At 68.6% G+C, this 14,943-nt stretch carries 13 protein-coding genes and 1 pseudogene; 9 read left to right on the top strand and 5 right to left on the bottom strand.

Features of this window, described 5'->3' with window-relative positions; translation table 11 throughout:
- Positions 1-109 precede the first annotated feature (109 nt).
- The 4 genes from ctaC (at position 110) to AC5Y7E_RS21120 (ending at position 3,416) form a co-directional block, all read left to right on the top strand.
- The gene (gene ctaC / locus AC5Y7E_RS21135) at positions 110-1,210 is read left to right on the top strand and encodes an aa3-type cytochrome oxidase subunit II (protein WP_499950626.1); all 1,101 of its coding nucleotides are present in this window, start codon (positions 110-112) and stop codon (positions 1,208-1,210) included.
- A gap of 13 nt (positions 1,211-1,223) precedes the next feature.
- A complete protein-coding gene (locus tag AC5Y7E_RS21130; protein WP_499915947.1) occupies positions 1,224-1,643 on the top strand; it encodes a cytochrome c oxidase subunit 4 in 420 nt (139 codons plus the stop codon).
- 187 nt (positions 1,644-1,830) lie between these two features.
- Positions 1,831-2,775 carry an MmpS family transport accessory protein gene (locus AC5Y7E_RS21125; RefSeq protein ID WP_499950625.1) on the top strand — a complete coding sequence of 315 codons (945 nt, stop codon included), beginning with the start codon at positions 1,831-1,833 and terminating at the stop codon, positions 2,773-2,775.
- The gene (locus AC5Y7E_RS21120; protein WP_499950624.1) at positions 2,775-3,416 is read left to right on the top strand and encodes a DUF2561 family protein; all 642 of its coding nucleotides are present in this window, start codon (positions 2,775-2,777) and stop codon (positions 3,414-3,416) included. The genes AC5Y7E_RS21125 and AC5Y7E_RS21120 overlap by 1 nt, the downstream gene beginning before the upstream one ends.
- A gap of 185 nt (positions 3,417-3,601) precedes the next feature.
- Here the strand turns inward: AC5Y7E_RS21120 and qcrB are convergent, their stop codons facing one another.
- Genes qcrB through ctaE form a run of 4 tightly spaced genes read right to left on the bottom strand, consistent with a single transcriptional unit; the run spans position 3,602 to position 8,082 of the window.
- Positions 3,602-5,314, bottom strand: a complete 1,713-nt coding sequence (qcrB, locus tag AC5Y7E_RS21115; RefSeq protein ID WP_499950623.1) for a cytochrome bc1 complex cytochrome b subunit — start codon at positions 5,312-5,314, stop codon at positions 3,602-3,604.
- Positions 5,311-6,534 (bottom strand): cytochrome bc1 complex Rieske iron-sulfur subunit, encoded by a 1,224-nt coding sequence (gene qcrA / locus AC5Y7E_RS21110; protein ID WP_499915955.1) that lies wholly within the window; start codon positions 6,532-6,534, stop codon positions 5,311-5,313. The genes qcrB and qcrA overlap by 4 nt, the downstream gene beginning before the upstream one ends.
- Before the next feature lie 49 nt (positions 6,535-6,583).
- Positions 6,584-7,441, bottom strand: coding sequence for a cytochrome bc1 complex diheme cytochrome c subunit (qcrC, locus tag AC5Y7E_RS21105; RefSeq protein WP_499915957.1), 858 nt, complete (start codon positions 7,439-7,441; stop codon positions 6,584-6,586).
- A gap of 29 nt (positions 7,442-7,470) precedes the next feature.
- Positions 7,471-8,082: an aa3-type cytochrome oxidase subunit III gene (gene ctaE, locus AC5Y7E_RS21100; RefSeq protein WP_082971318.1), complete on the bottom strand. Its 612-nt coding sequence runs from the start codon at positions 8,080-8,082 to the stop codon at positions 7,471-7,473.
- A gap of 127 nt (positions 8,083-8,209) precedes the next feature.
- Here ctaE and trpD point away from each other — a divergent pair, with 127 nt between their 5' ends.
- Positions 8,210-9,286 (top strand): anthranilate phosphoribosyltransferase, encoded by a 1,077-nt coding sequence (gene trpD, locus AC5Y7E_RS21095; protein WP_499950622.1) that lies wholly within the window; start codon positions 8,210-8,212, stop codon positions 9,284-9,286.
- Here trpD and AC5Y7E_RS21090 read toward each other — a convergent pair.
- Positions 9,224-11,062: pseudogene (locus tag AC5Y7E_RS21090) on the bottom strand (DEDD exonuclease domain-containing protein); the annotation flags it as partial. The gene trpD and the pseudogene AC5Y7E_RS21090 overlap by 63 nt on opposite strands.
- Before the next feature lie 151 nt (positions 11,063-11,213).
- On the opposite strand from AC5Y7E_RS21090, the gene AC5Y7E_RS21085 reads away from it, so the two are divergent.
- From AC5Y7E_RS21085 to pimB, 4 genes are all read left to right on the top strand, one after another.
- Positions 11,214-11,468: a hypothetical protein gene (locus AC5Y7E_RS21085; protein ID WP_499950621.1), complete on the top strand. Its 255-nt coding sequence runs from the start codon at positions 11,214-11,216 to the stop codon at positions 11,466-11,468.
- 179 nt (positions 11,469-11,647) lie between these two features.
- On the top strand, positions 11,648-12,805 hold the full coding sequence (gene ripC / locus AC5Y7E_RS21080) for a peptidoglycan hydrolase RipC (RefSeq protein ID WP_499915963.1): 1,158 nt from the start codon (positions 11,648-11,650) through the stop codon (positions 12,803-12,805).
- 43 nt (positions 12,806-12,848) lie between these two features.
- On the top strand, positions 12,849-13,679 hold the full coding sequence (locus AC5Y7E_RS21075) for a hypothetical protein (protein WP_499950734.1): 831 nt from the start codon (positions 12,849-12,851) through the stop codon (positions 13,677-13,679).
- A 95-nt stretch (positions 13,680-13,774) separates the two neighbouring features.
- The gene (gene pimB, locus AC5Y7E_RS21070; protein ID WP_499950620.1) at positions 13,775-14,905 is read left to right on the top strand and encodes a GDP-mannose-dependent alpha-(1-6)-phosphatidylinositol monomannoside mannosyltransferase; all 1,131 of its coding nucleotides are present in this window, start codon (positions 13,775-13,777) and stop codon (positions 14,903-14,905) included.
- Positions 14,906-14,943 lie beyond the last annotated feature (38 nt).

Below are 14,943 nucleotides of genomic sequence, written 5' to 3'. Positions count from 1 at the left end.
CGGCACGTGGGCTATGGCCGGGCAGACTGGCGGGCCGGGGTTTCGTCGCCGGGCTCAGGAGCGTGGTCTACGCTGCGTAGTATTCGATATCCGAGCAGGAGGCGCTAACGTGACCCCTCGCGAGCAGGACCGTTCGCACCGTTTGTCGCAGGGCAGCTTTCGGCGCCGTTCCGGGGGCGCGGGGCAGGGCCTTTCGCGTCGTTTTCGGCCCTTCGCGCTCGCCTTGACGTTGGGCGTGCTGGCGTTGTTCCTGAGCGGATGCAGCGGCTGGGCGGACGCGCTGGCCCTGGGCTGGCCGCGGGGCATCACCCCGGAGGCGCACCTCAACCGCGAACTGTGGATCGGCGCGGTGATCGCCTCGCTCGTCGTCGGTGGCATCGTGTTCGGACTGATCTTCTGGGCGTCCGCCTTCCACCGCAAGAAGGCGACCGACACCGAGCTGCCCCGCCAGTTCGGCTACAACATGCCGCTGGAGCTGGCGCTCACCGTGACGCCGTTCCTCATCATCTCGGTGCTGTTCTATTTCACCGTGGTCGTGCAGGAGAAGATGCTGCACCTGGCCAAGGACCCCGAGGTAGTGATCGACGTCACGGCCTTCCAGTGGAACTGGAAGTTCGGCTATCAACGCGTCGCCTTCAAGGACGGCACGCTGACCTACGACGGCACGGACCCCGAGCGCAAGAAGGCCATGCTCTCCAAGCCGGAGGGCAAGGACGCGCACGGTGAGGAGCGCGTCGGTGCCGTCCGCGGCTTCAACACCTCGGACCGCCAATACCTGAACTTCGACAAGGTCGAGACGCTGGGTTCCAGCGACGAGATCCCGGTGCTGGTGTTGCCCACGGGCAAGCGCATCGAATTCGATCTGGCGTCCGCGGACGTGGTTCACACGTTCTGGGTGCCCGAGTTCCTGTTCAAGCGCGACGTCATCCCGAACGCCGACGCGAACAACTCGGTGCACGTTTTCCAGACCGAGGAGATCCAGACACCGGGCGCGTTCGTGGGCCACTGCGCGGAGTTCTGTGGCACCTATCACTCGATGATGAACTTCGAGGTTCGGGTGGTGACGCCCAACGACTTCAAGGCCTACCTGCAACAGCGGATGGGCGGAAAGAGCAACGCCGAGGCATTGCAGGCGATCGGGCAGGCCCCGCTCGCGGTGACCACCCACCCCTTCGACACCAAGCGCGGTCAATTGGCCGGAAGCCAGTAGGTTAGGACACCAAATGCATATCGAAGCCAGGCTATTCGAATTCATTGCCGGGTTCTTCATTGTGGTTGCGGTGCTCTACGGGGTGCTGACCGCGATCTTCGCCACCGGTGGCGTGGAGTGGGCGGGCACCACCGCCCTGGTGCTGACCGGTGGCCTTGCGATGATCACGGCGACCTTTTTCCGCTTTGTGGCGCGCCGGCTGGACACCCGGCCGGAGGACTACGAAGGCGCTGAGATCAGCGATGGAGCAGGCGAATTGGGCTTCTTCAGCCCGCACAGCTGGTGGCCGATTCTGGTGGCGCTGTCGGGCTCGGTGGTCGCGGTGGGCATCGCGCTGTGGCTGCCGTGGCTGATCGTCGCCGGAATCATGTTCGTCCTGACGTCGGTGGCCGGGCTGGTCTTCGAGTACTACCTCGGTCCCGAGAAGCACTGAATCGCGGCATAAAGGTCACAATCAGATCACGTGATTGGTGGGCCCTTCGCCACGACGGCTTTGCCCCTTTGGGGTTCGGTAGTGTTTTGCCCAGGCAAATGAGGAGCGTCCCAGCGCGCCCGCAACGATGCGATCGCGGATTCTTGCGCGCGGGTGAGGCAGTCGAACAGGGTAGGCAAAGGCAGAGATGAGCGGGTCGAGACCCCCGGGATGGGATCCTGACGAACCCGACCCTGCCGACCCGGTCAGCCACGAACCGCCTTCGGGCGATGCGCTGGGCGACGATCTGCAACCCGGTTCCGGCGGCGATGTCGAGGGCGAGCCGGAACCCTTCGCGGACAGTGCCGAGCAGGCCGCCGCCAACCAGACCGACGAGACGGACGTGTACTCGAGGGCCTACTCGGCTCCGGAGTCCGAGCATTTCAGCACCGGCCCCTACGTGCCGGCCGATCTGCGGCTCTACGACTACGACGACTTCGACGAGTCCTCCGACGCCGACCACGGGCGCAGTACCGCGCGCTGGCCGTGGGTGGTGGGGGTCGCCGCCATCGTGGCCGCGATCGCGCTCGTCGTGTCGGTATCGCTGCTGTTCGCGCGCACCGATACCACCAAACTCGCCAACCCCGGAACCACCACCGCCCCGTCCACGCCGCCGCTGCAGGACGAGATCACGACCACCAAACCGCCACCGCCGCCCCCGCCGCCGTCCACGACCGAACCGCCGCCCCCGCCGGCAACGGAGACCCAGACTGTGACGGTGACGCCTTCTCCGGCACCGCCGCCCCCGCCCGCCCCCGCGCCGGCGCCACCGCCGGCGACGTCCACAGCGGCCGCGCCACCGCCGCCCACCACGCCGGCGGGACCGCGTCAGGTCACCTACTCGGTGACCGGCACCAAAGCCCCAGGAGACATCATTTCGGTGACCTACGTCGACGCGTCCGGCCGGCGGCGCACCCAGCACAACGTGTACATCCCGTGGTCGATGACGGTCACGCCGATCTCGCAATCGGACGTGGGCTCGGTCGAGGCGTCCAGCCTGTTCCGCGTCAGCAGGCTCAATTGCTCGATCACCACCAGCGATGGAACGGTGCTCTCGTCGAACAGCAACGACTCCCCGCAGACGAGCTGCTGATGGTCAGCAGATATTCGGCTTACCGGCGCGACGTCGGTGACGACACCGTCGCGCCCGAGGTCGTGGACCGCATCCTGATGGGCGCGTGCGCCGCCATCTACCTCGTGCTGCTGGGCGTCAGCGTGGCGGCCGCCGTCGCACTGGCGGACCTGGGCAGGGGCTTTCACAAGGCGGCCAGCAGCCCGCACACCACCTGGGTGCTGTACGCCGTCATCGTCGTTTCGGCGCTGATCATCGCGGCCGCGATCCCCATCCTGTTGCGCGCCCGGCGGATGTCGCAGTCCGAGCCGGCGGCTCAGGCGATGACCGCGCCCGCGCGTGGACCGGCAAGGCCGTCGATGCGCCTGGGGACCGGTACCCCGCGCACCGGAACCGCCACGGCGCAAACGGCGACGCCCGCCTCGGGGGCCGAGTGGTCGGGCGAGGCGGTGGACCGAATCTGGTTGCGCGGCACCGTGATACTGACCGGCACCATGGGCGCCGCACTGATCGCGGTCGCCACGGCGACCTATTTGATGGCGGTCGGTCATGATGGCGCGTCGTGGGTCGGATATGGGTTCGCCGGCGTCATCACCGCGGCCATGCCGGCGGTGGAGTGGCTGCACATCCGCCAGCTGCGCGAGGCCGTCGCCGAGCAGTAGCCACCCGAACCGGGGCGGGCGCCTCGGCCTGGTTGGCGTCGGGGGTTCGCGCGGCGGCGGCGTCGACACGTAAACCACACAGACGACACGCCGTGCGGCGTCGCTATGGCTTAAGTCTCGCGGTCACAAGCTGCCGGTACGCCGCCCACGCAATCGCGGGCGGCGTCGCTCGGTAGGGAAATGGGCTAGTGCTCGGCGCCTTCGCCGTTCGTCGAACCGTTCGTCGAGCCGTTCGTCGAGCCGTTCAGGCCGTCCTGGTGTTCGCGGAGTGCGGTCAGGGCGCGTCGCTCAGAGCCGTGCGCCGCCTCTCGCAACGCCGCATCCTCGGACAACGGGTCGGCGCGCAGGAAGCTGCCGCTGCCCGGAGTTCCGCCCGAGCCCAGCTTGTTCATCTTCTTGGGCAGAGCCGCCCCCTGGTAGGCCAGCGGCAGCGGGTGGCCGTGGTCGTCGACCGGGCCGAGCGGCTGGTGCAGCTCGATGTAGGCACCGTGCGGCAGCCGCTTGATGATGCCGGTCTCGATGCCGTGCTCGAGCACCGCGCGGTCGCTGCGCTGCAGTCCGATGCACCACCGGTAGGTGATGAAATAGACAACCGGCGGAACGATCACCATGCCGATGCGCCCGATCCACGTCGTCGCGTTCAGCGAGATGTCGAACTTGAACGCGATGATGTCGTTCATCGCGCACAGCGTCAGCAACATGTAGAACGCGATCGCCATCGCGCCGATCGACGTGCGCACCGGCACGTCGCGCGGCCGCTGCAGCAGGTTGTGGTGCGCGTAGTCACCGCTGAACCGCTTTTCCAGGAACGGGTAGATGATCAGCAGGACGAAGATCAGGCCCATGATCAACGCCACCCACACGGCCGCGGGGACGGTGTGGTGCCAGAAGTAGAACTCCCATGGCGGCCAGATACGCGCCAGGCCTTCGGTCCACATCATGTAGAAGTCGGGCTGCGAACCGGCCGAGACGTGAGAAGGCTTGTAGGGGCCCAGGTTCCAGATCGGGTTGATCTGCAGCAGGCCACCCAGCAGGCCCAGCACGCCGACGATCGCGGCGAAGAATGCGCCGGACTTGACGGCGAACACCGGCATCACTCGCACGCCGACCACGTTGTGCTCGGTGCGTCCGGGTCCGGGGAACTGGGTGTGCTTCTGGAACCACACCATGGCCAGGTGCAGCCCGATCAGCGCGAGGATGACGCCCGGCAGCAGCAGGATGTGCAGGGCATACATCCGCGGGATGATGTAACCCGCTGTGGCGCATTCGTTTCCGACGCCACCGCAGGGGAAGTCACCGCCGAACAGGGCCCAGTGCAACCAGGTGCCGATCACCGGCATACCCAACGTGATCGAGGACAGCGCGGCGCGCAACCCGATGCCCGACAACAGGTCGTCGGGGAGCGAGTAACCGAAGTAACCCTCGAACATGGCCAGGATCAGCAGCAGCGAGCCGATCACCCAGTTGGCCTCGCGTGGCCGCCGGAAGGCGCCGGTGAAAAAGATGCGGGCCAAGTGCACCATGATCGACGCGGCGAAAATCAGTGCGGCCCAGTGGTGGACCTGCCGGACGAACAGACCGCCGCGCACCTCGAAGGAGATGTCGAGCGTCGATGCGAAGGCCTTCGACATGTCCACGCCGCGCAGCGGCTGATACGCGCCGTTGTAGGTGATCTCACCCATCGACGGATCGAAGAACAGCGTCAGGTACACACCGGTGAGCAGCAGCACGATGAAGCTGTACATCGCGATCTCACCCAAGAGGAACGACCAGTGGGTGGGGAACACCTTGTTGAGCTGTCTGCGAACCGCCGCCGACGGGTGGTAACGCGTGTCGATGTCCTCGCCCTGACGGGCCAGGACATCGCCGATCTTCGGGGGGCTGAATTTCGGACTCATGTTGTCGTCCTCTCCCAGAATGCCGGTCCGACGGGCTCGACGAAGTCACCGTTGGCGACCAGATACCCGTTGGTGTCGATCGTGATCGGCAGTTGCGCCAACGCACGCGCGGCCGGCCCGAAAATCGGCTTGGCGAAGTGCAGCGCGTCGAACTGCGACTGGTGGCATGGGCACAAGATCCGGTAGGACTGCTCCTCGTACAGGGATGCGGGGCATCCCAGGTGCGAGCAGACCTTGGTGTAGGCGAAGAATTCGCCGAAGTTAAAGCTTTCCTGGCCCTGTCGCTTGACCACGCGGCCCATGTCGGTGGGCCGAACTCGGATGAGCATCACGGGGTTTCGCACACCCTGGTTGATGGCCCGCAGCCTCTCCTGCGATTCCGGGGTGGTGCCGTCGCCGTCGGACTCCCGCCAGGGGAAGACGGTTTCCATGCCGCCGGCGTCGAGATCCTCAGGCCGCATCTTGACGAACGGCGACGTCGAGGCGGAGCCGGTGGCGCGCGCCAGATAGATCGTTTCGCCGTGATAGCGCGGGGTCCACCCGGAGGTGAACAGCACGGCCTTCTTGCCGTCGGCGGTCTGCACCACCGGCTTCCACGGGTTCTTGATCAATCCCCCAGCAAACGCCACCAGGGTGGAAAGCCCGAACGCGCCCAGCCCCATCCCCAGCGAAAGGCCGATCAGCTTGCGCCGCCCGACGGTCGAACCCCCGTACGCGTCGGCCAGGTTCGCCACCACCGTTTTGCGGTCGACGTCACGCGAGGCGCCGTCGTGGCGCTCCTGGATCGAAATCTCTTCCGGGATAAAGCGTTTCTGATACAGGATGACGCCGATCCCGATTGACAGGATCGCCATCCCGAACGTCAGCCCGTACAGCGGGGTGGTCAGGTCGTAGAGGAAGCTCCCGGCCTCCTCCTTGGGCTTGTACTCCCACGGCCAGAACAAGAAGATCAGCAGCAGTGCCAGCCCGAAGAAGCCACCCAGCAAAAGCCAGAGGGCAACCCCGCGCTCGGCGCGCTTTTCGGCCTTGGTGCCCTCGATAGGCCAACGGGGTTCCTTGAACACCGTTTCGACGCCGTCCAGCTTGCCGCCCAACGCCACCAGTTCCTGCTGCGACATGGCGGCCAGCGCCGCGTCGTCGGGCTCCCTCTGGCCGACGCCGTGCGGGCTCCCGCCGGTGTCAGAGCCGCGACCGGCTCCCTGATCCAAGGCGTCGCTCATTTTGCGCCGCTCCTCCTCATCGCTGCGCTCTGCATCGTCTCGGCGCGGCTCATGCTCGTGCCCCAATCCACAGTGCCAGCCCGATGGCGGCGACCATCCCGATGATCCAGGCGGCCATACCCTCGGGTGCGGGCCCGAATCCACCCAGGCCGTAGCCGCCCGGCTGGCGCTCCTCGGTCACCGCCTTGATGTAGCCGATGATGTCCTTCTTAGCCTCGAAAGACAGCTGACGGTCGGAGAATTTCGGCATGTTCTGCGGGCCGGTCCGCATGGCCGCCAGGATCTGCTGCTCGTTGGCGGGCTCCAGATCCGGCGCGTACTTGCCCGACGACAGCGCCCCGCCCTTGCCGGTGAAGTTGTGGCACGACGAGCAGTTGAGCCGGAACAGGTCGCCGCCGCGGCCCAGGTCCTGGCCACGCAGCGAGCGCATCGCCAGGCTGCCGTCCGGGTTACGCACCGTGGTCGGGCCGCCGCCGTTGGCCTGGACGTAGGCGCCCAGAGCGTCGACCTGACCCTCGTCGAAGATCGGTTCCTTGCGCGGCGCCTGAGCCTCACCGGTCATCGCCGGCATCCGGCCGGTCGACACCTGAAAGTAGACGGCTTCCTCGCCGACGCCGATCAGGCTGGGCCCGCGGTCGGGGACGCCCTGCAGGTTGGCCCCGTGGCAGGACACGCACGACGTGTCGAACAACTGCTTGCCGGTGCGCAGCAGTGCCGAGTTCGACTCGTCGGCGACGGCCACCTGCGGCCGCGGAGTCAGGATGGCGGCCAAACCGCCGGCGATGGTCAGCGCTATCAGCAGCAGCAGACCGCCGGACAGCCGCCGACGCAGCCGCCGCCGCGAACGGTCACGCTGCCCGTGTGGCGGCTTGGCCGCACCGGATCGGGTAGATCCCAGTTTCTTCAACCGAGCACTCCTGTTCGTCCAGCGCCTGCTCATCGGATGAAATAGATCACGGCGAACAGCGCGATCCACACGATGTCGACGAAATGCCAGTAGTACGAGACGACGATGCTGGCCGTAGCCTGCGCCGGTGTGAACTTGCTCATCGCGGTGCGGGCCAGCAAGAAGATGAAGGCGATCAACCCGCCGGTGACGTGCAGGCCGTGGAATCCGGTGGCCAGGTAGAACACGCTGCCGTAGGCGCTCCCGGGGATGGTGGTCCCGTGCGACATCAGGTGGTAGTACTCGTAGCCCTGGCCGCAAACGAAGAACAGGCCCATCAGGAAGGTCAGCACGTACCAGCGGCGCAGCCCGAACACGTCGCCGCGCTCGGCCGCGAACACCCCCATCTGGCAGGTGAACGACGACGCGATCAGCACCAATGTGACCGGGACGGCCTGGTACAGGTTCAGCTCGGTCGGCGGCGGCGGCCACTTTCCACCCGATTGGGCGCGTGCGGTGAAGTACATCGCGAAGAGACCAGCAAAGAACATCAGCTCGCTGGAAAGCCAAACGATGGTGCCGACGCTGACCATGTTGGGTCGGTTCAGCGAATGCACCCGCGACGTAATTGCAGTACCCGAAGTAGCGGCAGCGCTGGTCACATCCGCAAGTATGACGCTTTGTAGTTGTTGAACTCCACCCGGGGCGGCAATTGATGTCCAACGCGTCGCGCCGGAAGGCTCGCGGTGGAGTTGGGGCTACGCGTGGTCCGCGTGGGACCATCGGCGCGTGGCTTTGTCATCTGAGGCGCCCGGAGCGTCCGCGACATCGTGGCCGCGGGTCCTTTCTCGGCTGACCGGCGGTCAGGACCTGGCGCGCGGGCAGGCCGCCTGGGCCATGGACCAGATCATGACCGGCGATGCCAGCCCCGCCCAGATCGCGGCCTTCGCGGTGGCGATGCAGGTGAAGATCCCCACCTCGGCCGAAGTCATCGAGCTGGCCGACGTGATGCTCAACCACGCGCTGCCGATGCCGGCCGGGGCCATCCGCGACGACACCGTCGACATCGTCGGTACCGGTGGCGACGGCGTCAACACCGTGAACCTGTCCACGATGGCGGCCATCGTCGCCGCGGCCGCCGGCGTGCCGGTGGTCAAACACGGCAACCGGGCGGCCTCGTCGCTGTCCGGCGGCGCCGACACGCTCGAGGCGCTCGGCATCCGGATCGACCTCGGGCCCGAAGACGTCGCACGCAGCCTCGCCGAGGTTGGCATCGGGTTCTGCTTCGCGCCGCTGTTCCACCCGTCCTACCGGCACACCTCCGCGGTGCGCCGCGAGATCGGCGTGCCGACGGTGTTCAATCTCCTTGGGCCGCTTACCAATCCGGCCAGACCGCGGGCCGGATTGATTGGCTGCGCGTTCGAGGGCCTCTCCGAGGTGATGGCCGGTGTGTTCGCCGCCCGACGGTCCAGTGTGCTGGTGGTGCACGGCGACGACGGGCTCGACGAGCTGACGACCACCACGACCAGCACGATCTGGCGGGTGCAGGCCGGCACCGTGGACAAGCTGACCTTCGATCCGGCCGGATTCGGTTTTCCCCGAGCCGATCTCGACGACCTGCTGGGTGGCGACGCGCAGGCCAACGCGGCCGAGGTGCGAGCGGTGCTGGCCGGCGGCAAGGGCCCGGTGCGCGACGCCGTCGTGCTCAACGCCGCCGGCGCGATCGTCGCGCACGCGGGGTTATCCAGCCGCGCTGAATGGTTGCCGGCGTGGGAGGACGGGCTGGCCCGCGCCGGTAAGGCCATCGACTCGGGTGCGGCCGAACAACTGCTCGCGCGATGGGTGAGGTTCGGACAGCAGGTCTGATCCCCGGAGTTCCTGCGCCGAAAGCTGTTCTGCGGCCAGTCGCGCCGAGCGCGCCGACGCGGCCCACGCCGACCAGGCGCCCGCCGATCGCAGGGGAGACGCCCAGCCGTCCTCGGCGACCCGAACGATGCGCGCCCCCGCCGTCGTCAGCCAGCGCATGATGAGCGCGGTCTCCTCGACCAGTGCGCCGCCCAAAGGGCCGGGTGTGAGCAAAATCGCTTGTGCCCCAGCGACGATCGCGTCGATGACCGGCATCGGCGGCACCCCACGCCGGGCGCAGCCCGCCGCGGCGAGTTGGCCATGGCGGATGACGGCCAGGTGATAGCCACCCTGCCCATCGGGGGCGGCGGCGACCAGCTCGGGCAACGCAACCAGGGCGCGTAGCCGTTGGCCGCGCCATAGCGTCTCGATCGCGGTGACGGCGCGGTCGCGCAGCCGCGCGGCGCTCTCGAAGTGATGCCGCTCGGCGAGCGCGCCGACCTGGTCCACGGCCGCGGCCAGCGCGGCGTTGTCCGCGCCGTCGATCAACGCCGCGACCCGCGCCACGGCGGCGGCGTACTGAATGGCGGTGGCGTCACGCGCGGCCGGACAGGGCGACACCACCGCCTCGGCGCACAGCGGCCCGTGCAGCGCCGAGCGCCCCAGCCGGTTGGTGCAGGTGCGCAACCCGGTGAACCGGGCCAGCAGGGCGGCCACGTCCGCGGCGTCGGCGCGGGCCCGGAACGGACCGACGGCGCGGTCGTGCCGCGGCGCCCGCACCACCGCCAGGCGGGGGAAGGCCTCCTCGGTCAACGCCACCCACCACCATCGGTGCGGGAATCGGGACCGCCGGTTGTACGGCGGGGCGTGGGCGGCCAGCAGCCGCAGTTCCCGCACGCCGGCCTCCAGGGGGTGGGCGCATTCGACGTGGTCGACCGCGCCGGCCAGCGCGACCATCTCCTTCATCCGGCCCCGGGGGTCGGCCCCGGTGAAGTACTGATTGACCCGTCGTCGCAGGTCCACCGCGGTGCCGATGTACAGCACTTCGCCCGCCGGCCCCCGGAACAGATACACGCCGGGCCGGCGCGGCAGGCCCTCGGCGAGCAGCCGCTTGCGGCGCTGAGTGGGTGTCACGTCCGGCAGGTAGGCGCGCAGGTCGGCATAGGTGTGCACGCCCTGGTTACCCACTCGCTCGATGAGGGCGTGCAACACGTCGACGGTGGCGCGCGCGTCGTCGAGGGCGCGGTGCGTGGGTTGGGTGGTTACCGCGAACAGCCGCGCCAGGGAGGCGAGCCGCACGCTGGGCGCTTCCTCCCGGCTGAGCACCCGGCGGGCCAGCCGGACCGTACACAACACCGGCGGCCGCGGCCACGCGATATCGCACTGCTGCGCGGCGGCGCGCAGGAAGCCGGCGTCGAACCCGGCATTGTGGGCGACGAGCACGGCTCCGCGATCGAACCCGGCGAACTCCAAGAACATCGGCAGCACCGCGTCGATGGTCGGCGCGTCGGTGACCATTGCGGTGGTGATCCCGGTGAGCTGCACGATCTGCGGCGGAATGCTGCGCTGCGGGTCCACCAGGGTGGCGAACTCGCCGAGCACCGCGCCGCCGCGCACCTTGACCGCCCCGATTTCGGTGATCGCGTCGGGAACGGCTCCGCCGGTGCTTTTGGTGCGCCCGCCGGTGGTCTCCAGGTCGACCACGACGAACGTCGTTTCGCGCAGCGAGAGTTCGTCGGGCGTGAACGGCGACCCCACGTCGGCGAAGCTCAGCTGGGTCGCACCCCTGGAAGCCACGGCGGTGACGTTAAGGGCGCCGACCGACACCAGCGCGCCTGCCACGCCGGGCGCGGGCGGAATGCGGGGCGGATACGTGTCGGTGCCCGCGGTTACGGTTCGGTCAGTGCGGCGCGGTGTGCGCCGAAGTCAGAGCGAGAGGACCGATCCGATGGCACCAAGACCTGGACCTAACGACATCGGGATGACGCCGCCGGAGCCGGGGACGCCGGTGGTGATCGATTGCGACGAGTGTGCGGTGCGCGGCCCCGGCTGCCGCGACTGCGTCGTCAGTGTGATACTCGGGGTCCCGGATACTTTATTGCAGGATGAACGGGCGGCTTTGGAGGTTCTTGCCGAGGTTGGCCTGGCGCCGCGACTTCGTCTGGTCCCGATTCGTCGGGATCGAGGATCTGGTGTAGCCTAATTGCCTTGTCCCACAAAGGTCCTCGAGCCAGCGAAGCGATTCACATAGAAATGACAGAATTCTTTCTAATTTCTTAACCGCTCGCTTTGGACAAACGCCGATATCGTTTCGTAACCTGTTTGAGACCTAAACCAGCTCGACGACCCGAATTCGTCGATGGCCGTTTAAGGAAGCAAATCTTGAGGCTTGACTCTAGGTACCCGGTTGCGCGTGTCCTCACACGTTCGGCCATAGGGGCACTAGCTGGCTTCGCGATCTTCTCCGGCGTCATCACCGGCCCCGCGTGGGCCGACCCGGCCGAAGACGCCACGGCAAAACTCAACGAACTGTCCCGCCAGGCCGAGCAGACCACCGAGGCGATGCACAGCGCGCAGCTCGACCTGAACGACAAGCTGGCCGCGCAGCGCGCCGCGGACAAGAAGCACACCGACGACCAGGCCGCGGTCGACGCGGCCAAGGCGCATCTGTCGTCGTATCAGGATTCGGTCAACAAGCTGGCAGCCGCGACCTACATGGGCGGCCACGTCGACGGCATGGAGGCCATCCTGACCGCCGGCTCGCCGCAGGGCCTGATCGACAAGTTGGCGGTGCAGCGGGTGATGGCCGCGCAGATGGCCAGCCAGATGAAGAGCTACCGGATCGCCGGGGAGCAGGCCGCCAAGGCCGAGCGCGAGTCCGCCAAGTCGGCCGCCGACGCCAAGAGCGCGGCCGAGCAGGCCGCCGCGGTGCGGGCCAGCCTGCAGTCCAAGCAGAGCCAGCTGCAGGTGCAGATCGCCGTCGTCAAGTCGCAGTACCTTTCGTTGACCGCCGACCAGCGCACCGCGCTGGCCAATCCGGGACCCGCTGCGCCGGCGGCTGCACCCGGCCCGGGTGCCCCGGCGCCGGAAGCGGCGCCCCCGGGCACACCCCCAGGGCAGGCGCCAGGTGAGGCTCCGCCCGCCGGCGGGATGCCGGGCATGCCCGGCATGGCGCCCGGCGGTGTCGGCGGCGGCGACCGCGCCACCGTCGTGCAGGCCGCGCTGACCCAGGTCGGTTCGCCCTATGTGTGGGGTGGCGCCGCGCCCGGCGGATTCGACTGCTCCGGGCTGGTGATGTGGGCGTTCCAGCAGGCCGGTATCTCGTTGCCGCACTCCAGCCAGGCGATGGCCCACGGCGGTCAGCCGGTGGCGCTGTCGGATCTGCAGCCCGGTGACGTGTTGACCTTCTATTCCGATGCGTCGCACGCTGGGCTCTATATCGGTGACGGCATGATGATCCACTCGTCCACCTACGGTGTGCCGGTGCGGGTGGTGCCGATGAACTCCTCCGGCCCGATTTACGACGCTCGTCGTTACTAGACACCTCCTATCGCGTCGGCGGCTCCCGCTGCTGCTGGCTTGGCTGTTCGTCCTCGAGCTCCTTGTGGTCGCGGCCGTGCCGTTCGATGCCGTGCGCGAGAGCCGGATCCGACCCGCCCAGCTGGTCATGCCCGCCCGCAGCCAGATCGGTGCGTCAACCAAGTCGATCACCGTCGGTGATCGCATCGTGCGGTTGTTGGGCCTCGGCGGGCCCGCCAGTGACCGGTTGCTGGCTCGGGTGGCCGCGGACATGGGTGCCGCGATCACCGCGGTCGAGTCGTTTTGGGGCGGCGACTGGCCCCGCGAGATCTCCGTGGTCGCGGCCGGAACGGACGAGGAATTCCGCGCCGCCGCCGGCGGGGGACCCGCGTCCCAGTGGGCCGATATCGCGGCCGTGACGGTCGCCGACCGCGTCGACCCCGTCCGCCGCGTTGCCGTCGGCCAGCGGATCGTGTTCGCGCCGGGCGCCGCCGGGATGAGCGCCGCCTCGTTGCGAATCGTGTTGACCCACGAGCTGTTTCACTACGCTGCCCGCACCGACACCGTCTCGGATGCACCCCGCTGGCTCACCGAGGGGGTGGCCGATTTCGTCGGCCGCCCACCTACGCCGATGCCCGCCGACGGCTTGCTACCCATGACGCTGCCCGCCGACAGTGACCTGGACGAGCCGGGGACGCAGCGCTCGCTGGCCTATGACCGCGCGTGGTTGTTCGCCCGATTCGTCGCCGACGCCTATGGACCGCCGAAGTTGCGCGACCTCTACCTGGCCACCTGCGGCATCCGGCACGCCGATATGGCCTCCGCTAGTCAAGACGTGCTGGGCACCAGCCCGGCGGCCCTGCTCACGCGCTGGCAGCAGTGGCTTTCCCACTAGGCCTTTCCCACTAGGCCCGCCCGCCCGGCGCGCGACCGCGGCCCAGCTCGGACCGTCTGCATGGCCCCCGTCGTCGCCAAGCTAGCCTGGCGCAGGTGAGTCGGGTCCTGCTGGTAACCAACGACTTTCCGCCCCGACCGGGCGGCATCCAGTCGTATCTCGGCGAGTTCGTCGGCCGGCTGGCCGCCGCCGGGTCGCACTCGGTGACGGTGTACGCGCCGCACTGGAAGGGCGCCGAGGCTTACGACGAGGCGGCCAAGTATCGGGTGGTGCGCCACCCGGGCACACTGATGCTGCCCGGCCCGGCGGTCGATGCCCGGATGCGGCGGCTGATCGCCGAAGAGGACATCGACACCGTCTGGTTCGGCGCGGCCGCACCGCTGGCGCTGCTGGCCCAGCGCGCCAGGGGGGCCGGGGCGAGCCGGGTGCTGGCCAGCACGCACGGCCACGAGGTCGGGTGGTCGATGCTCCCGGTCGCGCGCTCGGTGCTGCGCCGCATCGGCGACGACACCGACGTCGTCACCTTCGTCAGCCGCTACACCCGTTCGCGCTTCGCGCCGGCGTTCGGCCCCAAGGCTTCGCTGGAGCACCTGCCGCCCGGAGTGGACATCGATCGGTTTCGGCCCGATCCGGCGGGCCGCGCGCGTTTGCGTGAGCGCTACGGGCTGGGGGAGCGGCCCACCGTGGTGTGCGTGTCCCGGCTGGTGCCGCGTAAAGGCCAGGACATGCTCATCAGAGCCCTGCCGTCGATCCGGCGCCGCGTCGAGGGCGTCGCCTTGGTCATCGTGGGCGGCGGCCCCTATGCGGATTCGCTGCGCGCGCTGGCACGCGAGTGCGGGGTGGCTGACGACGTGACCTTCACCGGCGGTGTACCGGCAGCCGAGTTGCCCACGCACCACGCGTTGGCGGACGTGTTCGCGATGCCGTGCCGCACCCGCGGCGCCGGGCTGGACGTCGAGGGACTGGGCATCGTATTCCTCGAGGCGTCGGCAACCGGGGTGCCGGTGATCGCCGGCAAATCCGGGGGAGCGCCAGAAACGGTGCAGCACAACAAGACCGGGCTGGTCGTCGACGGCCGCAGGGTCGACGAGATCGCCGACGCCGTCACCGGGTTGCTGACCGATCGCGACCGGGCCGCCGCGATGGGCGCGGCCGGGCGCGACTGGGTGACGGCCCAATGGCGCTGGGACGCCCTGGCGGAGCGGTTGGGCACGCTGCTCGGCTGAATCGCGCGCCGGCGTCACGCCAGCGTGACGCTCACACG

The sequence above is a fragment of the Mycobacterium sp. NGS17 genome (assembly GCF_059813205.1).
This window is presented reverse-complemented; position numbering and strand designations above follow the sequence as displayed.